This is a genomic window from Methanoculleus sediminis (genome assembly GCF_001017125.1).
GTDB lineage: Archaea > Halobacteriota > Methanomicrobia > Methanomicrobiales > Methanoculleaceae > Methanoculleus > Methanoculleus sediminis.
Genome location: NZ_JXOJ01000007.1, coordinates 1 through 21,729, shown reverse-complemented (window position 1 = coordinate 21,729; position 21,729 = coordinate 1). Strand labels below are relative to the sequence as shown.

Annotated in this window: 20 protein-coding genes; 5 read left to right on the top strand and 15 right to left on the bottom strand. The window is 62.8% G+C overall.

Annotated elements, in window-relative coordinates; genetic code table 11:
• Nucleotides 1–11: 11 nt before the first annotated feature.
• Nucleotides 12–1,001: a hypothetical protein gene (locus SZ63_RS10900; RefSeq protein WP_048185325.1), complete on the top strand. Its 990-nt coding sequence runs from the start codon at nt 12–14 to the stop codon at nt 999–1,001.
• Between the two features lies 1 nt (nt 1,002).
• On the opposite strand, the gene SZ63_RS10895 is transcribed toward SZ63_RS10900, so the two are convergent.
• A complete protein-coding gene (locus SZ63_RS10895; protein ID WP_082122765.1) occupies nt 1,003–1,524 on the bottom strand; it encodes a hypothetical protein in 522 nt (173 codons plus the stop codon).
• Nucleotides 1,525–1,649: 125 nt separating this feature from the next.
• Between SZ63_RS10895 and SZ63_RS10890 the strand changes: the two genes are divergently transcribed.
• Entirely contained in the window at nt 1,650–2,525 is an 876-nt protein-coding gene (locus SZ63_RS10890) for a Clp1/GlmU family protein (protein WP_048185323.1), read from the top strand.
• A 7-nt stretch (nt 2,526–2,532) separates the two neighbouring features.
• Here SZ63_RS10890 and SZ63_RS10885 read toward each other — a convergent pair whose 3' ends face one another.
• From SZ63_RS10885 to SZ63_RS10855, 7 genes are all read right to left on the bottom strand, one after another.
• Nucleotides 2,533–3,816 (bottom strand): SLC13 family permease, encoded by a 1,284-nt coding sequence (locus SZ63_RS10885; RefSeq protein WP_338151822.1) that lies wholly within the window; start codon nt 3,814–3,816, stop codon nt 2,533–2,535.
• A gap of 53 nt (nt 3,817–3,869) precedes the next feature.
• Nucleotides 3,870–4,877, bottom strand: a complete 1,008-nt coding sequence (locus SZ63_RS10880) for a phosphate uptake regulator PhoU (protein ID WP_048185321.1) — start codon at nt 4,875–4,877, stop codon at nt 3,870–3,872.
• Nucleotides 4,878–5,018: 141 nt separating this feature from the next.
• Nucleotides 5,019–5,993 carry a TIGR00341 family protein gene (locus SZ63_RS10875; RefSeq protein WP_048185319.1) on the bottom strand — a complete coding sequence of 325 codons (975 nt, stop codon included), beginning with the start codon at nt 5,991–5,993 and terminating at the stop codon, nt 5,019–5,021.
• Nucleotides 5,990–6,271, bottom strand: a complete 282-nt coding sequence (locus SZ63_RS10870) for a hypothetical protein (RefSeq protein WP_156168479.1) — start codon at nt 6,269–6,271, stop codon at nt 5,990–5,992. Before SZ63_RS10870 ends, SZ63_RS10875 begins: the two co-directional genes overlap by 4 nt.
• 454 nt (nt 6,272–6,725) lie before the next feature.
• Nucleotides 6,726–7,688, bottom strand: a complete 963-nt coding sequence (locus tag SZ63_RS10865) for a sulfurtransferase (protein ID WP_082122764.1) — start codon at nt 7,686–7,688, stop codon at nt 6,726–6,728.
• A gap of 862 nt (nt 7,689–8,550) precedes the next feature.
• A complete protein-coding gene (locus tag SZ63_RS10860) occupies nt 8,551–9,225 on the bottom strand; it encodes a metal-dependent hydrolase (protein ID WP_048185315.1) in 675 nt (224 codons plus the stop codon).
• 62 nt (nt 9,226–9,287) lie between these two features.
• Nucleotides 9,288–9,896 (bottom strand): helix-turn-helix domain-containing protein, encoded by a 609-nt coding sequence (locus tag SZ63_RS10855; protein WP_048185313.1) that lies wholly within the window; start codon nt 9,894–9,896, stop codon nt 9,288–9,290.
• A 307-nt stretch (nt 9,897–10,203) separates the two neighbouring features.
• Between SZ63_RS10855 and glyS the strand changes: the two genes are divergently transcribed.
• Nucleotides 10,204–11,934: a glycine--tRNA ligase gene (glyS, locus tag SZ63_RS10850; RefSeq protein ID WP_048185311.1), complete on the top strand. Its 1,731-nt coding sequence runs from the start codon at nt 10,204–10,206 to the stop codon at nt 11,932–11,934.
• Entirely contained in the window at nt 11,931–14,186 is a 2,256-nt protein-coding gene (locus SZ63_RS10845) for a DEAD/DEAH box helicase (RefSeq protein WP_048185309.1), read from the top strand. The genes glyS and SZ63_RS10845 overlap by 4 nt, the downstream gene beginning before the upstream one ends.
• On the opposite strand, the gene SZ63_RS10840 is transcribed toward SZ63_RS10845, so the two are convergent.
• Nucleotides 14,177–14,554, bottom strand: coding sequence for an Sjogren's syndrome/scleroderma autoantigen 1 family protein (locus SZ63_RS10840; protein ID WP_048185307.1), 378 nt, complete (start codon nt 14,552–14,554; stop codon nt 14,177–14,179). The genes SZ63_RS10845 and SZ63_RS10840 overlap by 10 nt on opposite strands.
• A 66-nt stretch (nt 14,555–14,620) precedes the next feature.
• Here SZ63_RS10840 and SZ63_RS10835 point away from each other — a divergent pair, with 66 nt between their 5' ends.
• Complete coding sequence (locus SZ63_RS10835; RefSeq protein WP_048185305.1) at nt 14,621–14,884, top strand: UPF0147 family protein; 264 nt, start codon at nt 14,621–14,623, stop codon at nt 14,882–14,884.
• A gap of 133 nt (nt 14,885–15,017) precedes the next feature.
• On the opposite strand, the gene SZ63_RS10830 is transcribed toward SZ63_RS10835, so the two are convergent.
• The 6 genes from SZ63_RS10830 to SZ63_RS10805 form a co-directional block, all read right to left on the bottom strand.
• Complete coding sequence (locus SZ63_RS10830) at nt 15,018–15,431, bottom strand: secondary thiamine-phosphate synthase enzyme YjbQ (RefSeq protein ID WP_048185304.1); 414 nt, start codon at nt 15,429–15,431, stop codon at nt 15,018–15,020.
• 97 nt (nt 15,432–15,528) lie between these two features.
• A complete protein-coding gene (locus SZ63_RS10825; protein ID WP_048185302.1) occupies nt 15,529–15,747 on the bottom strand; it encodes a helix-turn-helix transcriptional regulator in 219 nt (72 codons plus the stop codon).
• Between the two features lie 5 nt (nt 15,748–15,752).
• On the bottom strand, nt 15,753–16,322 hold the full coding sequence (locus tag SZ63_RS10820) for a DUF2178 domain-containing protein (protein WP_048185300.1): 570 nt from the start codon (nt 16,320–16,322) through the stop codon (nt 15,753–15,755).
• Nucleotides 16,323–16,492: 170 nt separating this feature from the next.
• Nucleotides 16,493–18,928, bottom strand: coding sequence for a DNA gyrase subunit A (gene gyrA / locus SZ63_RS10815; RefSeq protein WP_048185298.1), 2,436 nt, complete (start codon nt 18,926–18,928; stop codon nt 16,493–16,495).
• A complete protein-coding gene (gyrB, locus tag SZ63_RS10810; protein ID WP_048185296.1) occupies nt 18,918–20,888 on the bottom strand; it encodes a DNA topoisomerase (ATP-hydrolyzing) subunit B in 1,971 nt (656 codons plus the stop codon). The genes gyrA and gyrB overlap by 11 nt, the downstream gene beginning before the upstream one ends.
• A gap of 216 nt (nt 20,889–21,104) precedes the next feature.
• Nucleotides 21,105–21,419, bottom strand: coding sequence for a hypothetical protein (locus SZ63_RS10805; RefSeq protein WP_048185294.1), 315 nt, complete (start codon nt 21,417–21,419; stop codon nt 21,105–21,107).
• Nucleotides 21,420–21,729: the final 310 nt, after the last annotated feature.

The window sequence follows — 21,729 nt, the reverse complement described above, 5'->3', positions numbered from 1 at the left end:
ACCTGACGGGTATGACCCCCGGATGCCGTCCGGCGTTCCTGGTTCTTCTTATCGCACTGCTGGTCGCGACCCCCGCCCTTGCTCACGTTCCGCTCTTCGCCCGGAACGGATCGTCGCCTGATGCGGCGTTCGTCGTCGAAGACCCGGCGAAATCGTGGGTGATCTACGACACCCTGCCGGACGGCCCCGCCGCCCGGTACTATCGGTTCCGGATGGAGGAAGGAGAGCGGATCTACGCAACGCTCCAGGTCCCTTATGCAGGCGGGTTCGTGCCCGGCATGGTGCTCACGGGGCCGGGAATCGGGAATGCGGGCACCGTTCCGCCCTACGTCGCTGTCCCGGAAGGCTCCGGCGCGACGGCGGTGCCGGGGCGTCTTCCGGAACAGCCGGAGTACGAACCGTTCACGCCGTCGAAACTCTATGAACTCGCCCGGATCGATACGGCGGCGCCGCAGGCCGGCGACTATACCCTCGTGGTCTACACCCCCGGAGAGGGTGGGAACTACGCTCTCGCGCTCGGCTACGTCGAGTCTTACACCCCCGGAGAATGGGTTCGGGTTCCGATCGACGTCGCCGCCATCCACCGGCACGAGGGGCAGCCTCTCCTCCTGATCTTCGCACCGATGATCGCCGTCCTTGCCATAGGAGCCGCCCTGCTCCTCCGGCGCCGCCAATCCCTCTCCCCCTTCGCGGTCTCCGGAGCGATTGCCGGTCTCCTCTTCATCGGGAGCGGCGCGATGACCCTGATGCAGATGGTCATCGCGGCCGTGGGGACGGACGTCGGGGCCGCTCTCCTCCTGACCCTTGTCTTCGCGGTCATCCCCGTTCTCCTCGGGGTCTGGGCGCTCCTGGTGGCCTTCCGCAGGCAGATCGGGGCCGGGGAGCAGATCGCCATGGCGGCACTCGGGGCTCTTGCCCTCGTCGCCTGGGCGGGGCTCGTGATCGGCCCCGTGCTTGCTTTCATCGCCGCTATCCTGCCGGCCCGCCGCCCGCCGCCGTGAGTTACGTAAGAAGCGGTTCGAGCATCGTTCCGGCGGTATCGAGCAGGTCGGCGAGCCCTTCCGGCGTTGCGGTCCCTTTCTCCATCCAGCGGATGATCCCGCGCCCGTCCAGGAGGTAGATGTAGGCGAGCGAGGGGTCGCCGATCGCGTAGGCCCGCCGGCACCGCTCGATATCCTCCGGGAAGATCAGCACCCGGTCGTGCTCTGCGGGCGAGGTGCCGCCCGCGAGTCCCTGCCGGATGCGATCGGCGAGGGAACTCCCGATGAGGCTGTCGCCGACGACCAGAGCGAGGTAGGTCTTCACCCGGGGATTCCCGGTGAACGCTCCGGAGAACGGGCCGCTCCAGGACTCCGCCATCGGCCCGGCGGACTCGAGGAAGACGAGGACGACGAGCGAGACGTCGCCTCCCGCGTCATCGGGGAGGGTGACGACCCTGCCTGAGAGGGACGCTGCCATGAGGGTGGGAAACGTCCTGCCGAGGGCTGCGGGCACCGGTTCGGTGGTTGCTGGCGTTCTGTCCATGGCCTGCGGGTAGGGACACCCTCAAGATAAAGCCTCTCCCGGGTGGGATGCGGCCTTCGTGCGGGGCGTTGCGCCAAGCACTATAACTCTCGAGCGCAACAGTTCCTCCAGGGAGGCGTACCGGTTTGATCAGCATCGGGGAAGGATGGGAAGACCTCGCCGCGGCGCTCCGGGGGTCGGATGCCGGGGAGCGCGTATACGTCGTCGGATCGACGGACAGCGGGAAGACAACGCTCTGCCGGTATCTCGTCGATACGGCGGCGCAGACGAGGACGGCATACGTGGACTGCGACACAGGGCAGTCCCGGATCGGTCCGCCGACGACCGAGGGGATGGCCGCCTATCCCGGCCCGTCGGACCCCTATCTCCGGTTCGTCGGTTCGACGTCCCCGGGCGGACACTTCGTCCAGACCATCACGGGAGCAAAACGCCTCGTCGAGAAGGCCGACGAATGTGGGGCTCGCGTCACCGTCATCGACTCGCCCGGGCTCGTCTCCGGCGGGGTGGGGATCGAGTTCCAGTTCCAGATGATCGATCTCCTCCGTCCCACCCGTATCGTCGCGCTCCAGCGCGGCCGGGAGCTCGAACGGCTGCTCGCGAACTTTTCCCGCCGCCCGGGGGTTGCAGTCCACCGGATGGCTGTCTCCCCTGCGGTCGTCGTCCGGCCTGCCGCCGCCCGGCGGCGTTACCGCGAGGAACGGTTCTTATCCTATTTTGCCGACGCAAACGTGCAGGAGATCCCGCTCCGCGGTCTCGGGCTCCAGGGCAGGGTGCCCGACATGAGAAACCCCCGCGGTGTCGCCGGGCGTCTGGTCTCCTTGAACGATCCCGAGAACTTCGTCGTCGCCCTCGGCATCGTCGAGGACCTGCATCCCGGAGGGCGGCGGCTCGAAGTCTTCGCCCCGCCCTTCGACCCGGCCGCCGCCGCGTCCGTCCGGTTCGGCTCGATATACCTGGATCTCGGGGCGGTTCCGGGGTCGATGGAGTCGTTTGGGCCCTGACCTCCCCTCACGCCGGGATGAGCGAGAGCCAGACCACGTAAACGACTGCCTGGGCGAGGGTGAGCGGGACGCCGACCCGCGCAAACTCGGCGAATGTCAGCGTCTCGCCCTCCTTCTCCGCACCCTGGATGACGATGACGTTGCTTGCCGCGCCGAGGATCAGCATGTTCCCGGCGATGGTGCTGCCGGCCGCAAGCGCCATCAACCCGACGGTGGACGTCCCGATGTGGGAGAGGACGGGGAGGAAGAGGGCGACGAAGGGGACGTTCGAGATGAACTGGGAGACGACGACGCCTGTTGCGACGATGACGGTGACGGCGCCGGGATCGAGCGAACTCCCTTCGATGAGCGGCTGGACGAATCCCGACTGCCAGACACTCGCCATGAGGACGAAGAGGGAGGCGAAAAAGACCAGTGTCGGCCAGTCGATCCGGCGGAGGATCTCGAACCGCCGCCCGCTCCCGGCAAGGATGGGGATTGCCGCAACGGCCGCGATCCCGGTCAGCGGGATATCGATGCCCGGGACGAGCATCACCGCCGCTATTCTAACTGCGATCATGATGACGAGCAGGATGAGCGAGAGGCGGGCGAGGGCCGCGAGGGCGGGATCACAGATCGTCTCCTCGCGGTGAACCAGCGGAACGGTGGAGTTGAGTTCGGCCGGGAACGCCCGGCAGAGGAAGGCGTAAGCGAGCAGGAGGGAGATCGCCGTCGGGACGGCGAGGTAGAGGGGGAACGTGATGAACGGGTTTGCAATGTCGCCCGAGAGCGCGATGAGAAGGTTCTGCGGGTTCCCGATGGGGCTTAAGACGCTTCCCGTCGTGACGGCGAACGCAAGAGCGAGCAGCAGGAGTTTTGGGGAGATGCCGTGCCGCCGGGCGAAGTAGAGCATCAGCGGGGTGCCGACGACCGCGAGCGTGTCGTTCATCAGGAGCGCCGAGAGGACGCCTGCGCCGATGAGGATGAGGACGACCAGATGCCGGACCGACCCCGCCCGCGAGAAGAGGCGAAAGGAGAGGTGGTAGAGGTAGCCGCTCGACGCGAGCGCCTCCCCGATCACGAACATGAAGAAGAGGAAGAGCATCACGTCGAGGTTGATCGACGCGAGCGCATCGAGCGGCGCGATCGATCCCGTCGCGAGGACGGCCGCCGCGCCGAGGAGCATCACCTGCCAGATGCGGAAGTCGACGTTCCCGATCTTTCTGATCGCGATCAGGAGGAAGACGATGACAAGAACGACGAGCGGGATGAGTGTGCCCATGATATCGCCGGTGAAGATACTTGCGTGCAATCGATTGGTTTGCTCTCTGCCCGAAAAAAGGAACTGCCGGGGCCGACGGACCTTCAGGCCGTCTGCCCGACGGTATAGTTGATGACGCTCTCACAGATGTCGCCGGAATATTCTCCGATCCGCCGGATGCTGTCTGCAATCTGCCCCGTCGGGATTGCCGTCACCGCATCGAACCGGAGCACCCGGGCATTGATATCGCGGGTCATCTCCTCGAGGTCGCGCACCCTCTGAAGCGTCGTGTTCGCCTTTGCGACGTCCCCCGCGTGAAACGCCTCCATGCTCCACGAAAAGATCTGCAGGGCAAGCGCGCTTGATTCGTCCATGAGGTCGAGCGTTGCCGCCTCGATCTCCCGGTCGATCAGGAGGAGGGCATTGTGCGCGACCCGGGTGGCGTGGTCGGCAATCCGCTCGATGATCCTGCTTACCTGGAAGCAGTACGCCGCCCGGGTTACCGGGATCCCCATCCGGCGCGCGAGTGTGGCGTCGTTCGCGATGAGATTGTCCTGCCGCGCGATGAGCCAGTGCAGCCGGTCGACCTCCGTGTCCCTTACGATGACGTCGCCCGCAAGAGCCGTATCATGCCCCCGTATCGCGGCCATCGCGTCCTGCTGCATGCCTCGCGCCAAGAGGTGCATCCTTTTGATGGTGTTCTCGAACGGCATCTCTGCGGGGTTGAGGAGATCCTTGATCGTTATCGAGGAATCCGTCTCGCCGACCACCTCCTGCCCGATCGCCATCTGCGTGAACTCCCGGACGAGCTGCAGGATGAACGGCGGCATCCTTCCTTTCGCCTCAAGACGGATGGTCGTGAATCCGGCAATGTACGCCCCTACAAGGAGGCGGAGCAGGTAGGTGCGGTCGGTCGCGGCTCCTACCTCGAAGACCCTGGTCCGGTGGGCCGACTCGCCGCTGATCTTCGGGGTGATCAGGAGCGATCCGTCGGGCTGCACGACCAGCCCGACCGGATCGTTCTTCTGGATGTTCGCGGACCGGATCCACTGTTTCGGCAGGGATACGATGTACGACGAACCGCCGGTGATCTGGACTTTTCTGATCTCCATGGGTTGGTAGGCGTTGGTGCCGGTAGGATATATGCGTTCTGCGGAGTATATATGCCGCCGGTATTTTCAGGGGGCAACTATATCTGTATAGATTTTTCGGGAGCGCCCTATCGCACGGTTGTCGGCGGACGAATACCGTGGTTACATCCACATGAGCGCCGTGATCCAGAGAAGCAGGGTGAAGAGGATCACGGTCGTTACGATCGACCCGATCCGGTATCGCCGTGCGGCGGCCTTGTCCTGGGGAGCCCGGGGCTCTATCTTCATCAGGACCACGGCGACGAGCGCGCCCGCTATCAGCCCGACGATCTGTCCGGCAACCAGCACCCCGGACGTGATCAGGCTCATCGGCTGGAGCACCAGGACGAGGCCGGACACCACCGTCGGCGGGATGATGGCGGCGGCGATGGCGACGCCGGCGATCACCTCCGTCGTGCCCTTGCTGAACGCCAGCGCCGCCGCGAAGCCGAGGAAGACCGCCATCAGGCTGTAGATGGGGTTCAACACGAGGCGCGTGGCGATCTCTTCGGTCATCGTGAGCGGTATGATGAGGTTGATCAGGAAACTGGCGATCGCGGAGAGGATGAAGACGCCCAGGAGCAGCGCCGCGAGCACGCCGAGGCAGCGCGTGGCGTTCTGGATATTGCCGAGGGCGGCATAGACGGAGAACCCGTAGATCGGGCCCATGATCGGGGAGAGGAGCATCGCCCCGATGATGATCGTCTGGTTGTCGAGCAGCAGGCCGGAGAGGGCCACCAGCCCGGCGATGGACGTCAGCGCGAGTTTTTCGAGATCGAGTTCGCTGTAACCCTTGACCTGGTCGACCAGCTTTTCGACCGGCGTCTTCTCTTCCTTCTCCTCGACCTTTTTTTCGGCACGTTTCAGGAGCGACGAGATGACGAACTCGGGTTTCGAGACCTCGATCATGTTCTCGTTGTACCGGAGATCGAGCACGCTCTGGAGCTTCTCGATCAGCTCGTCGAGGTTCTCGTCCGGCGTGTATATGGTGATCTGGTAGACGTCCTGAACGAGCGATACCGTATAGTGAAGCCCCTCGAGAACCGCTTCTATCTTTTCGTGCCCGTCTTCGCGCACGTGAACGACGATCTTCTTCATGTCTCCACCCGGCCGTCGGCGGCTCCGCCGATACGCGTAAGTTCCCACGCCTCCCGGTCCGTTTCATACCGTGTGCCCGGCCGCAGACTCTCCCCGGGAGCCGATCCTGCAGAGGCGGGTGCTGCACCATAATAGTCGGCAGGCGCACGGAGGCAGTGCTCCGCTACGTGGCAATACGGATGTTCCAGGATGAAAAATGTCGCCACGGCGCCCTCCGTCGCGTTATCGCCGGGATCTTCGTCGTCCATGGGATCGATCCCGGCGATAGTACTATCCACGAAGAGTGTAATGGCGGCGGGTGAACATAAATGTTGCCTGGATACGGGAGATGTCGGGTTATCAAAGAATCGGCGGTCCTGAAGACGTTCTTGCTCGGTAAAACGCGGTGGTGCGTCGCGGAGACCTGCCTGCCGGTGGACGGTAATCCCGGAAGAAATGCGGTTTCGTGCCTGCGGTGATCCGACCCGTCGCAAGTCGCACCTAATGGTGCTCCTGCTCGGTTCCTGCGGAACCTCGCAACTCGAAAACACTTCGTGTTTTCTCGAGCTCCGGTCCTTCGGACCGTCGCATTTAGAGAGAAGAGGATACACGAAAAGACGACGTCAAGGGGGGAAGTGTCTTGTGTGGATCCAAATCTCTCTAGGTCTATCTAGTGCAGTCTAATATTTAATGATTTCTGTTTGGGAAATGTAGAAAATAAAGGTTTTGGCCGGTTGCCCGGGCATTTAAGGATTACCGTGCAGGAGCCGTCTCGACTCTCGCCCCTCGGGGATCCGGCCCCTCTACGACGGGGTTGTCCGGATAGGTAACCCACTCGGTGAACGATCCCTCGTAGATCCGAACGTTCGGGTAGAGGTAGAGCCACTTTAAGAGGACGAACTCGTTCGTGGCCTCCCGTCCGGTTCCGCACGAGCAGATGACCGTCTTGCTCCGGTCGACGCCGTGCTCTTCCAGGATCATGTCGAGTTCGTCGTTGGACTTGAGCCGTGCCGGGTTCGCCTCGTGCATCAGGCTCTTCCAGGGCAGGTTGACGGCACCGGGGATATGCCCGGCCTTCCGCCAGGGTCCCTTCCCTTCATAGACCTTTGCCGGGCGTGCGTCGAGCACGACCACATCGTCGTTGTCCTTGATCCGCACGAACTCCTCGTACCCGATGGGGTAGTCGTCCCGGACCTCGACGGTGAAGCTGGACGGCTCGACCGCAGGATAGTCCTGCGAGAGTTCCCGCCCCTCGCTCTTCCATGCGTCAATTCCCCCGTCGAGGACGTACACGGCGTTGTGGCCGTATTTCGCCAGGGTGTAGGCCATCATCGTCTGCCCGAGTCCGTCCCCCGCGCCGGAGAACGCGCCTTTCCCGGTATAGACGACGACCGGGGAGTCGGCCTCGATACCCGCACGCCGGAACGACTCCTGCAGGCAGGCGTTCGGGCTGTACGACCCCGGGAAGCCGCGGTTTGACACCCGCAGGACGCCTTCGGTCAGGTAGACGGCACCGGGGACATGCTCCTGGATGTAGTCGTGTATGTTCGGCTGAACGTCGATGACCGACAGGTTTGTGTCGGTTAAGTGACGCTCCAGCCACTCCGAGTTCACCAGTTTGACCTTCCCGTCTCCACGGGGATACGGGATATTCTCCCGGTCGCTCGTGGCCTGCAGGCGCTCCATGCCGCCGGGAGTAAACATCTTCTCTTCCATTTTCCCTCACCTCATGCTGGATACTCTCACCGGGGGCCGGTGAGCCCGCGTCACTCCAGGCGTGAGAGCACATATATCTTTGTGCAGGATCGAGTGGGGGGCGGGGTCTGGGAGCCCGGGGCGTTGCGTTCCGGTGAGCACGTTTGCTAAAGCGGCGAGCTCTGGAGGTTTTCGCGCTGATTCAATAGGTGCCGGTGGGGGTTTGGGTGTGTGAAGGGTGTTCGTGGGTTGCTCATGGGGAGACGACGTTGCACCTCTGGCAACCTCCGATCTGCTGTTGCTCGGAGTCCGATGGTGCTTACGGTCACTGCCATCGCGGCTCGAAGACCTTCGGTCTTCTCGTATGCCACTTATGCTCGCATTTCGAAGCCCGATGTCTTCTTGAACTCTGTCGCAAAGCCCGTGCACGGATTTCCACTGGGAGCCGCACCTTTGGTGCTCCAACTCCGTTCCTGCCGGAACGTCGCATTCCCATGGAACGTCGTTCCTACCGCTGCTCCAGCTCCGTTCCAGAGGAACATCGCACCTCCGGCCAGTCGCCTATCGCCACGCACTGCCCGCCCCCCTGGGGGGCGGGAGGAGCGCGAAGCGCGGGCGGTGGGGGTCACAGGTAGAGCCTTATGCGGTAGAGACAGGGGAGGGGGGCAAGCCCCCCTCCCCGTCAGCCCCTCCCCAAATGGCGATATCCGATGGAAATCCGTGCACGGGACTTGAGATGTCCCAAAATGTGGCCGGAGGAGCGCGAGCACCGAAAGTATGGGTTGATCTTCCTCAACCCTCGGTCACACATGCCACCGAAACAACATCACCCGGGCATACGGGCATACGCTCTCTGTAACCGCAAAACGGGGTGTGGGTTCCCTCACTCCCCGGCCCCTTCCGGGCCGACCTCGATGCTCTCCCCCGGCGAGAGCAGCGCGACCCGGATCGACGTCGTCCGCTCGATCGTCCGCTTGAAATCCTCCAGGTTCTGCCGGATGGCGGGGAAGGTGTCGTAGTGCATCGGAATCACGAGCGGTGCGCCGACGTACCGCGCCGCGATCATCGCCTCGTCAGGCCCCATCGTATAGCACCCGCCTACGGGGAGGAGCGCCACGTCCGGCCGGTAGAGGTCGCGGATGAGCTGCATGTCGGAGAAGAGCGCCGTGTCGCCGGCGTGGTAGACGCTGACCCCGTCCATCGTGATGACGAATCCGGCGGCCACACCGCCGTAGAACCCCGCTCCCTCGTCTTCCAGCCACGAGGAGTGAAGGGCGGGCGTCATCGTGAACCGGACGCCGTCGACGGTGATTGTGCCGCCGAGGTTCATCGGTTCGGCGGGGACGCCCTTTGCTTTCAGGTACTTCGCCACCTCGTTGACGGCGACCGTCTTCTTCCGGAGCGCTGCGGCAATGCCCAGGTGGTCGGCGTGGGCGTGCGTCACGGCAACGATGTCGGGCTCCACGGCAAGGGATCCCTCCGGGATGAAGGGATCGATGAGGACCGTCTGCGATCCGGAAAGCAAGAAACACGCGTGGCCAAGCCAGGTCAACCTCATGAAGAAGAGATCGGCACGAATACTAAAAAAGTGTTCAGTGGATTATGAGGATGGACCGGGGTTCAGAACTCCCCCATGTCGATCGCTTCGGTGATGTCGATTGCCTCGGCGAGGCCGTCGTTCGCGACACCGCGCGTCATCATCTCGGAGAGATCGCGGTCCTCCATGACGTCCCTGATCCGTTCCAGGAACGGGTCGAGCGTGGTGTCTCTCTGCTGCTCGATCACGTGGCGGTACTCACGAAGTGTCGAGGGACTGATATCGAGTTCCTCGCTGATCTCCTTCATGGTCTTCCCCGAATCAAGAAGTTCCCCCATCGCCGCCTGGTCGAACGGCATCTTGAAATCGAGCTCCCTGAAGAGTTTGAGGCGGACCCGGGCACGTGCCACGGTCTTGCTCAGCTTCTCATCGCCGAGCGCCCTCGCGATTTCGGTGTCGTTCTTGCCGTCGTAGTACGCAACCACGAGTTTCGCGAGCTGCCGCGGGGCGAGTTTGGTCTTGAAATACCCCCGATCGAGGATCTCCCGCATGATCAGGGCAATCTCGCGCTCCACAGCGTCGCGATCCCGGAGCGTACCGTGAACCTTTCTCATCGGTTCGACGATCGTCTTCTTGTTCGTGATGGTCGTGAACAGCTCGAGGAGCTGCTGCTTGCGGGTATCTTCTGCCATGTCCGTCTCTCTCAGTTCTGTATTCCACCGTCTGGTTCTGTGGGTCACCCAGGGCGACCCTGTATATAAAGATTTTCCCCCGACCGGGGCGTAACGTTCCCTACATTACAACCGCTAACATTTAAACTTTACCATATAATCTCTCAAAACAGAAGGATCGTTTCAGTGGATGTAACCATATCTTCCGGGATCTTGCCCGCCGTGAAAAAACCCTTTGTCACACCGCTCATTTCTCGAAGGATCGTGATCCCGCGCGAGGTGGGGACTATTCTTTATTAGCACCGCCGCTCAACTGTACTGCAAGACTATGGCCGAGACGAGCGATATTTACGAGAAAGTCATGGAAGTAGCCAGAAGACGGGGTTTCGTCTGGCCCTCATCCGAGATATACGGGTCGATCGCCGGATTCATCGATTACGGCCCCCTCGGAGCGATGCTGAAGCGAAACGTCGAGAACCTCTGGCGGTCGTTCTACGTCTTCCAGGAAGGCTACTACGAGATCGAATGCCCCACCGTCGGAAACGAAGCGATCTTCATTGCATCCGGCCATGTGAAAGAGTTCGCCGACAAGATGGTGCAGTGCCCGCACTGCGGCGAGTACCTCCGCGCCGATCATATCGCGGAGGAGAACGGCATCGAGAACGCGGGCACGCTCTCGGCGGAAGCGCTCCAGACGGCGCTCCATGAACTCCCCTGCCCGTCGTGCAAGGAACCCCTGGGCGAAGCGGGCGTCTTTGCGTTCAACCTGATGTTTCAGACGACCATCGGTCCCGGCTCGCAACGGAAGGGCTACCTGCGTCCCGAGACCGCCCAGGGCATATTCACCGACTTCTCCCGGCTCCTGCGCTTTTACCGGGACAAACTTCCCTTCGGCGCCGTTCAGATCGGGAAGTCCTACAGAAACGAGATCTCCCCCCGCCAGGGCATGATCCGGCTGCGGGAATTCTCCCAGGCGGAGGCCGAGATCTTCGTCCATCCCGACCGGAAGGATCATCCTGCGTTCCACCGCTACACGGACTACACGGCCCCGCTCCTCACCATCGCGCGGCAGCTCGACGGCCAGGAGCCCGCCGCAATGACGATGCGCGCCGCCGTGGACGAGGGGGTTATCGCGAACGAGTACGTCGCCTACTACATCGCGCTGACGCACCGGATCCTGACCGCCATCGGTGTCGATCCGGCAAAACTCCGGTTCCGCCAGCACCTGACCGACGAGCGGGCGCACTACGCGGCCGACTGCTGGGACGCCGAGGTCTACTCCGGCCGGTTCGGGTGGGTGGAGATCGTCGGCATCGCCGACCGTACCAACTACGACCTTCGTTCGCACGCCGCGCACTCCGGCACCTCGATGACGGTCTTCATACCCTACGACGAGCCGAAACGGGTCGTGAAGCGGCGGATTGTCGCCGATATGGGGGTGCTCGGCCCACGGTACCGCGGCAAGGCGAAGGCAATCGCGGACGCTCTCTCCGCATCCGAGCCGGGTGAGGACGGTGCGCGGGTCACCGTCGACGGCGAGGAGTTCTTCATCCCTGCCGACCTCTACCAGGTCCGGGAAGAGGAAGTCGAAGTCCGCGGCGAAGAGGTGATGCCCCACGTCATCGAGCCGTCATACGGCATCGATAGGATGATCTATGTCGCCCTCGAGCACAGTTACGCCGAGGAAGAGGTCGAAGGCGAGATCCGGAAAGTGCTCCGGCTCCCGCCGGCGGTTGCGCCGATCCAGGTCGCCGTCTTCCCGCTGATGAGCCGCGATGGTCTCGACGATATCGCGCAGACGATCACGGAGAGGCTCACGCAGTGCCGCATCCTCGCCCAGTACGACGACTCCGGCGCCATCGGCAGGCGTTACCGGAGACAGGACGAGGTCGGGACGCCCTTTGCCGTCACCGTCGACTATGATACGCTCGAGGACAACACCGTGACCGTGAGAGACCGCGACAGCATGGAGCAGGTTCGCGTACCGATCGAGCGGTTGCCGGAGGTTCTCTCCGCACTTGTCTCCGGCGCCGTCACGTTTCGTGAAATAAAGGTATGAACTACGTCTCGCACCCGCTGATCCGATCGGAGAGCATCGAGGAACGGCGGTATCAACTCTCCATCGCGCTCCGGGCGCTTGACGCGAACACGATGGTCGTCCTCCCGACAGGGCTCGGGAAGACGGCCGTCGCGCTCATCGTCGCGGCGTCCCGCCTCTATTCTCACCGGGGGAGAGTGCTCGTGCTTGCGCCCACGAAACCCCTGGTCGAGCAGCATCTCCGTTTCTTCAAACAGTTCCTGCTCATCCGGGACGGCTCCGGGCCGGATGAGTCCGATTTTGCCATGTTCACCGGCGACACCTCGCCGGAGGAGCGGGCGCGGGCCTGGGAGGCGTGCCGGATCTGCTTCGCCACCCCGCAGGTGATCAAGAACGACTGCCTGGCCGGAAGGTACAGCCTCGCCGACGTCGCACTGCTGGTCGTGGACGAGTGCCACCGGGCGGTGGGGAACTACGCCTACGTCTTCCTTGCCGGGCACTATTGCACCGCGGCGAAAGACCCCCTGCTGCTCGCGATGACCGCCTCGCCCGGCGGGGACCCGGCGAAGGTGCAGGAGGTCTGCGACAACCTGCACATCGCGGCGGTCGAGACGAGGGTGGAGACCGACGAAGATGTCCGGCCCTACATCCACGAGCGCGATATCCAGTACGTCGACGTCTACCTGCCCGAAGAACTGCAGGCGGCGATCGTCGTTCTCAGGGGGCTCGTGGAGTCGCGTCTTGCCCGGCTCGCGAAACTCAACTTCCGTGTCCCGAAACCGGACAAACTCTCGATGAAGGCGCTTAATGCCTTGAACGCCCAGATCCAGCAGCGTATACGAACGCGCGATCCGTCGGCGTTCATCGCGGCGTCCCTGCACGCCGAGTGCATGAAACTCCGGCACGCCGTATCGCTTGCCGAGACGCAAGGGAGCGAGGCGCTCAAACTCTATCTCGCCCGGCTCGGCGCGGAAGGAGCCTCGAGCGCAGGAAGCAAGGCGAGCAAGCGCCTCGTCGCCGACCCCGCCTACAAAAGCCTCGTCGAGGCCGCCGCCGGCTGGAAGGAAGAACTGCACCCCAAGGCTTCGATCGTCCGCGAACTGGTGCGGGCGCAGCTTGCGGCGCACCCCGAGAGCCGGATCATCGTCTTCGCCACCTACCGCGACACCGTCCAGACGCTCGTCGATACGCTTTCCAGCGCCGGAATCACCTGCGAGCGGTTCGTCGGCCAGGCGTCCCGTGACGCGGAGCGGGGACTCTCGCAGAAGGAGCAGATCGCGAGCCTCGCCCGGTTCCGGGAAGGCGAGTTCAAGTGCCTGATCGCGACCTCCGTGGGCGAGGAGGGGCTCGACGTTCCCTCGACGGATATGGTGATCTTTTACGAGGCCGTCCCCTCGGAGATCCGGAGCATCCAGCGGAAGGGACGGACCGGGAGAAGCGGCAGCGGCACGATCGTCGTGCTGGTGACGAAAGGCACGTCCGATGAGACGTTCCGGTACGTGAGCCAGAGCCGGGAGCGGGCGATGGTGACGGGGATCAAGGGCATGAGCTCGGCACCCGCTCCCGCCCCGGCCCCCGCCCCGACCGTTCCGTCCGCCACCCGGCAGGCGGACATCCTTTCGTTTGCCCCGGCGGGGCCGGCGATCACCGTCGACGACCGCGAGACGTCATCGAGGGTCGCCGAGCGTCTGCACGAGCTCGGGGCGGCGATCGCGCTGGAACGCCTCGAATTCGGCGACTACGCCGTCGGCGACCGTATCCTCGTGGAGAGAAAGACCGTGCAGGACTTCATGAACACCCTCGTCGAGCGCGATCTCTTCGGACAGATCAAGGCGATGGCCGACGCGGTGCCGCGTCCCGTCCTGATCATCGAAGGAGAGGACGACCTCTACGCGGTGCGAAACATCCACCCGAACGCAATCCGGGGCACGCTTGCGGCCATCACGGTCGATATGGGCGTCGCGCTGATACGCACGCGGGATGCGGACGATACCGCCGAGGTGCTCTACGTGCTTGCACAGCGGGAGGGGAGCGAGCGGGGGGAGCGGAAGGTACACCCGAAGAAGTCGTACCGTTCGGTTCGCGAGGAGCAGGAGTACGCGCTCGCTGCGTTCCCGAACGTCGGTCTGAAAAGCGCACGCCTCCTCCTCGAACACTTCGGATCGCTCAAGGCGATCGTCGATGCCGAACCGGAGGAACTGGCGGCGGTGCACGGGATCGGAGAAAAGACCGCCCGTGCGATCTGGGATCTCGCCCGGAGATCTTACCGCTGACCCAGTCTCGCGAGGGCTCTCGCGCCCCGCTCGACCGCCTTCATCAGGGTCAGGCACTCGTCGGGCCTCTGTTCTTCCCTGATCCGTTCGCAGAGGTGGACGATCGTCCGCTCGATCTCCACGGCAGCCTCACCCTGCGGCTCCTCCCGTGCGGCCGGTGCCGGGGATCGCCCTGATTCCGGGGCCGGTCGAGAAGGCTCCGGTTCGGGAAGAGGTTCTTCTGACGCAGCAAGCGGACAGACGACGCACTGTGTCTCTCCCTTATACTCGAACAGGGGATAGCCGCAGACCTTACAGGATTTAGCGAGCATCTTTCCTCCCTTGAGGAGATACCCGGCCATGACTTCGTCAGCCTGATCAGCCGTCATTTCGTTGAACTCCCTTAATGAACTTATATATGTCTGGATGCCATTAATAATAGAGGGGTAATTCTAATGGCAAGTCCAGACGAAACAATACGGATCTGCATCCAGATGCTGCAAAATATCAGTGAGGATTCTACCATTCCAAGAAATATCCGGCGCGTCGCAGACTCGACCAAATCGGTTCTCCAGGACGAATCGAGAAGCATCGGTCTTCGCGCCGCAACCGCAATCTCCATGATCGACGAGATCAGCAACGACCCGAACATGCCGGTCCACGCACGGACCCGCATCTGGGAACTGGTATCTCAACTGGAAACGGTACCTCTCGATTAAACCACTCATTCTTCCCGAGCGATTCCGGCGAAGACCGGGAGCAGGGCGATACTATCCGGGTTCCCGGCAACAACGTACCTCTTTTACCCGTCGTGCGGCAATCGGACCGTATATCCCACCCTGTCCCCGGCGTTCAGCCCGTGACGGTGACGTATACCGTGCGCTCGCGTTTCGACCGCACGTCGAGTTCCAGGAGGACGATCTGCTGCCAGGTGCCGCACGCGAGCGCACCGGCGATGACCGGGACCGAGAGCGACGGGCCGACGATTGCCGCCCTGACGTGGGAGCGGCCGTTACCGTCGCCCCACGCCGCATCGTGGGCATAGGGGATATCGGCCGGGGCGATGACCGAGAGCGCCCGGGAGAGATCGGAGAGCACCCCGGGCTCGTACTCGATGGTGGTGACGGCGGCGGTCGAGCCCGCGACGAAGACGTTCGCGAGGCCTTCCCGAACACCGCTCTCGGTGACCGCCTGCGCTATTTGGGGCGTGAGGTCGACGATCTCCCCCTCCCTGTGCGTATCTACCCGGATTGTCGTACGAAACATTATGGACACCTCGTCTGAACGTCGTGTTGTCGCCCGGCCGGATAAAACCCACGGAGAGCAGCGGTGGTGCGGCTGCCAGCAGGTGCATCACAGCGGATCATCGCCCGGCCTCCGTATCCTCGTCGTCCTCGAAGCAGAAGACCTCCTCGATGGTAACGTTAAAGGTCTTCGCGATCCTGTAGGCGACCTCGATGGAGGGGTTGTACTTCCCCCGCTCGATGGAGTTGATCGTCCGCCGGGTGACCCGGATCGCATCGGCAAGTTCCTCCTGGGTCATGTCGTGCATCGCGCGAAAGACCTTGATCCTGTTCTTCATCGCCTCTATGCCCCGTATTTTCTGTTGTAATACCACAGGAACGCGCCGTACAGTGCCGTCAGCAGCACCGTGACCGCGCCGAGCGCCGCACCGAACGCACGGGTCGTATCCCGGATGCGGTGGCCTTCGGCAAACATCTCGTCGAAGGCGAGGAGATCGTCGCCGGTCAGGTTCGCCGCGTCGGGGATGAGATAGGAGTTCTCGTAGAGAGGTTTCCAGTCCGGAGGAGCGGAGAGTACCGCATAGGAGACACGGATCGATCCGTTGTCGTAGGTATGCAGGGTCGATCCGGTCCCGCCGGTGAACGAGAAGGTCATCAGCACGGCAAACCCGATCGCGGCGACGATAATGGTCACCTCGAGCGCGCTGAGCGCCGCCTTCCCGTGCAGGATCGTCGAGAGTTCGTCTTCCGTGACCTCCGTCACGCTGCGGCGGCAGAGAGTCAGGATAGCGATGCCGGCAATGACGGCAACGACCGGGACGATCATGTTCGCTGTCGTCAGGCCGAATCCGAGAGCAAGGATCAGGCCGATTGCCACCAGGGCGATGCAGATGAGATACGTTCGTTGCTTCATGCTTCCACTATGTAACGAGTACTTCTCTTATTGTGTAAATAACTTCCTATATGGTGCAACACACTTCTCTATGGGGGCCGGCATCTCCTGGGCATCAAAACGGTCAATCCGGAGGCTGAAGGCTCGCAGGGATCCGAAAAAAGGTGTAAAAAGAGGGGATGAAAAAGGCGTTACGCCTCTTCCCCGGGCTCCTCGGAATCCAGGATCGTGAACCCGATGACGCGGTCGCCGTCGTCGAGTTTCATGACCCGAACACCGCGGGTGCCCCGCTTCTGGATCGAGATCTCCGAGACCTTCGTCCGGATCACGATGCCGGACGCGCTCATCACGATGATCTCGTCGTCGTCGGAGACTGCCATCGACCCGACGACATTGCCCGCCCGGACATCGACGACGATGTTTCTGACGCCGAGCGTGCCCCTGCCGTGGCCGCGGAACTCGTCGAACTCCGTCCGCTTCCCGTAGCCCTGCTCCGTGATGGTGAGGAGATGGTCCTCCTCGACCACCGATACCGCCTGCAGCGCGTCGCCGTGGCGGAGTTTGATCCCCCGCACGCCCATGGCGTTGCGGTGAACCGGGCGGACGGCCTCCTCGTGGAACCGGAGGCTCTGGCCGAACTTCGTCGTCAGGATCAGCTCCTGGTTGCCGTCGGTCGCCTTCACGTCCACCAGCGCATCGCCGTCGCGGAGGTTGATGGCATTGATCCCGGTCTGCCGCGGCCGGGAGAACTCGTCGAGCGCCATCTTCGCGACCGTTCCGCTCCTCGTCGCAAAGAAGAGGTAGTGGTCGGGCCGGTACTCCCGGACCGGGATCACCGTGGTCACCCGCTCTTCGCCGTCGAGGTTCAGGAGATTGACGAGGGCTTTGCCCTTGCTCGCCCGCTGGCCTTCGGGGAGGTCGTAGACCTTCAGCCAGTACATCCTCCCCCTGTCGGTGAAGCAGAGGAGGTTGTCGTGCATGTTCGCGACGAAGACCTTCTCGACGCCGTCGTTGTCTTTGGTCGCCATACCGATGACGCCGCGCCCTCCGCGCCGCTGGTTCCGGTAGGTGTCGAGGTCGATCCTTTTCACGTAATTCGAAGAGGTGAGCGAGACCAGCACCGGTTTGTCCTCGATGAGGTCCTCCTTGTCGAGCGCCTCGACTGCCTGCGCGATCCGGGTCCTCCGTTCATCGCCGTAGCGCGCACCGACGTCGACGAGTTCCTTCTTGATCTCGGCGAGAATGCTCGCCTCGCTTGCGAGGATCGCGGATAACCGCTCGATCTCCGCCGCGATGGCGTCGCGCTCGTCGAGGATCTTCTGCTGCTCGAGCGCCGCAAGCCTCCTGAGTTGCATCTTCAAGATGGCGTCAGCCTGCACCTCATCGAGCGCGAACTTCTCTATCAGGGCCTTCTGGGCTTCTTCGGTCGTCCCGGAACCCCGGATGGTCGCGATGACCGCGTCGATGTTGTCGAGCGCGACGAGGAGGCCGCGGAGGATGTGCATCCGCTCCTCGTTCTTCGCGAGATCGAACTCGGTCCTCCGCCGGACCACGTCCACCCGGTGCTTGAGGAACTCGTGGATGATCTCCTTGAGGTTCAGGGTTCGGGGCTGGCGGTCGACGATTGCGAGGTTGATGATGCCGAAGGAAGACTCGAGCGCCGTGTGCTTGTAGAGGAAGTTCAGGATCACCTGGGGCGCGGCTCCCCTCTTGAGTTCGATCACGATCCGCATCCCGTCGCGGTCGGACTCGTCGCGGATATCGCCGATTCCCTCGATCCTCTTGTCGCGAACAAGGCTTGCGATATGCTCGATCAGGCGCGCCTTGTTCACCTGGAAGGGGATCTCGGTTACGATGATCTGGGGTGTCCGGCCCTCTTCCTCGATCTCCGCGACGCCCCTGACGACGCACTTCCCGCGCCCGGTCAGGTAGGCGTCGCGGATGCCTGCGGTGCCCATCATGATCCCGCCGGTCGGGAAGTCCGGTCCGGGCATGACCCGCATCAGTTCCTCGGTGGATATGCCCGGCTCGTCGATGACGCGGCAGGTCGCCTCGCAGACCTCTCTGATGTTGTGGGGCGGCATGTTCGTCGCCATGCCGACGGCAATCCCGCTCGACCCGTTGACGAGGAGGTTCGGGACCCGGGCGGGGAGGACGTTGGGTTCCTGGAGCGATTCGTCGAAGTTCGGGACGAAGTCGACCGTCTTCTTGTCGATATCGTCGAGCAGTTCCTCCGAGATCTTCGTGAGCCGGGCCTCCGTGTAACGCATGGCGGCTGCGGAGTCGCCGTCGATCGACCCGAAGTTACCCTGGCCGTCAACCAGCGTGTAGCGGTAGGAGAAGGGCTGGGCCATCTTCACCATCGTGTCATAGATGGCCGAATCGCCGTGCGGGTGGTACTTACCCATCACGTCTCCGACAACACGAGCGCTCTTCTTGTAGGGCTTGTCGCTCGTGTTGCCCATCTCCCACATGGCGTAGAGGGTGCGGCGGTGAACCGGTTTCAAACCGTCTCTCGCGTCGGGGATGGCGCGGCCGATGATCACGCTCATCGCGTAGTCGATGTAGCATGATTTCATCTCCTCCTCGATGTTGATCGGGACGACCCCTTCCCCTTCAGATGTCAAGGTTGCTCACCTCCTTTGCGTGCCTGCGGATGAAATCTCTCCGGGCGTCCACGTTCTCTCCCATGAGTTTCTCGAATATGTCGTTTGCATAGACGGCGTCCTCGATCTTCACCCGTTTGAGGATCCGGTTCGCCGGATCCATCGTGGTGCTCCAGAGCTGCCCGGCGTTCATCTCGCCGAGACCCTTGTAGCGCTGGATCGAGACCCCTTTCTCGCCCCACTCGGCGAGGACGTCCCGCATCTCCTCCTCGCGGTAGACGTATCGCTCCTGCTTGCCCCTTGCTATCCGGTAGAGAGGGGGCTGGGCGATGTAGATGTAGCCGCTCTCGACGAGCCCCACCATGTAGCGGTAGAAGAACGTGAGGAGGAGCGTGCGGATGTGCGCTCCGTCGACATCGGCATCCGTCATCAGGATGATCCGGTGGTAACGGGCCCGTTCCGCGTCGAAACTGTCGCCGACTCCGGTGCCGATTGCTGATATCAGCGCCTGGATCTCGGCGTTTTTCAGGATCTTGTGCTCCGACGCCTTTTCGACGTTCAGGATCTTCCCCCGCAGGGGGAGGATCGCCTGGAACTTCCGGTCCCGCCCCTGTTTCGCGGAACCGCCTGCGGAATCTCCCTCCACGATGTAGAGTTCGCTCTTTGCCGGGTCGCGCTCCTGGCAGTCGGCGAGTTTCCCGGGGAGGCCGGTCGACTCCAGCGTGCTCTTCCGCCGGGCGAGTTCGCGTGCGTTCCGGGCGGCTTCTCTTGCCCGGGCGGCCGCCATCGCCTTGTCCACGATCGCCTGGAGGGATTTCGGGTGCTCCTCGAAGTATTCGGTGAGCGACGAGTAGACGAGAGAGTCCACGATGCCCCGGACGTTGCTGTTTCCGAGGCGCATCTTGGTCTGCCCCTCGAACTGCGGGTTCGCCACCCGGGTGCTGATGACGGAGGCGAGCCCTTCCCTGACGTCTTCACCCTTGACCTGCGCATCGTTGTTCTTGAGGAGGTTGTTCCTGCGTGCTGCGTTGTTGATTGCCCGGGTGATGGCGCTCCGGAATCCTTCGAGGTGGGTGCCGCCCTCCCGTGTGTTGACGCTGTTGACGTAGGTGTAGATCGTCTCCGAGTATGAGTTATTGTACTGCAGGGCGACCTCGACCTCGACCATGCTCTCGGGGTCGCGCTTCTGGAAGTAGATGATATCGTCGTGGAGGCTCTCCTTCCCTTCGCCGAGATGAGCGACGAATTGCCGGATCCCGTCCTCATAGCAGTAGGTGGCGCAGTCACCGGTGCGTTCGTCCCGGAGGGCAATGGTGAGGCCGCTGTTTAAGTAGGCGAGCTCGCGGAGGCGGTGATCCAGCACGTCGTAATCGAACTCGACGGTCTCGAAGATAGACCGGTCGGGCTGGAACGTGATCCGGGTTCCCTGGAGCCGTTCGTAGTCGAGCCGCTGTCCGTCCCGGGCGCCGTAGCGCTCCTCGTACCGCGCCTCCATCTCGTGCTCGGTCTCCGGGCGGCTCTCGATCGGTTTTGCGACCAGGCCCTGCCGGAACTGCATCGTATAGATGCTGCCGTCCCGGAAAACCGTCGCATCGAGCCAGCTTGCGAGGGCGTTGACGACCGAGACGCCGACGCCATGCAGCCCGCCGGAGACCTGGTAGGTATTCTTGTCGAACTTTCCGCCGGCGTGGAGCACGGTGAGGACGATCTCGAGAGCGCTTTTGCCGTACTGGGGCATGAGATCAACCGGGATGCCGCGCCCGTTATCGTCTACCGTGACCGAGCCGTCCCGGTTGACGGTCACCTGTATCCGGTCGCAGAATCCGGCGAGAGCCTCGTCTACGGCGTTGTCCACGACCTCGTAGACCAGGTGGTGCAGCCCCCGGCTATCCGTGCTGCCGATGTACATGGCGGGACGCTCCCGCACAGGCCTCAGGCCTTCCAGTACCGTGATGTGTGAAGCATCGTAGGTATCAGTCATCTGTGACCTCCGCTGAGCAAGCGGTGTCCTGAATCGCAGCAAAATTCACAGTATATATTGGTTTTATAAGCACTTATAGTATATGGCCCTGGAAAATTCTCTATTTTGAGGTTATCCTGCCGCTCAACGTTTCGATGGGGCTCCAGCGCAGGCGCGCCCGGAAAGCCCCGGTGTCCCGTCCGATCCCGGTTACGGGGCGGAAAGCATGCGCTCCCCTCAGTCGTACTTTCCCGTATCCGGATCGGGTATGCCGAGTTCTTTATCGACCGCGACCGCGAGCCGGTTGAGGATCCGTTTTACGTCGGCCGCATCTTCTTTGTCCAGGGTGCCCGGCTGGTGCCAGATCACCATCTTGCGGAGCCGTTCGACGAGTTCCTCGATCTCGGTCCCCCGGAACTGTGCTGGCACGATGAAGTCGTTGAGGTGATCCGCGGCGCCATAGAACGCTCGCTCGGGAGGCAGGCCGAAATGCCGTGAAAGCAGCATCAGGGTGACGACGAACCCTCTGCCGAATTCGCTCTTCTGGGGCATACTACCCTATGCACCGCCGGGAGATATGAACGATCTGGTTTCTCGTGTCGGTGGTGCCAAGGAAACGGTTCCGGGTCTGCGATGTTGCTCATGCTTCTGCATTTGCATTCGGTTGTCTCTTTTAATTGCACCTGGCACGGATTTCGAGGGGACTGCCTCCTCGAAGCCTCACGGCCTCTCGTGCTCCCGCCCCCGCACCTGACGGTGCTCAAGCTCCTGTCCTACGCGCAGTCTACATCCCGTGCACGGCTTCCCAGTGACTATCGCCATTTGGGGAGGGGCTGACGGGGAGGGGGGAATATTCCCCCCT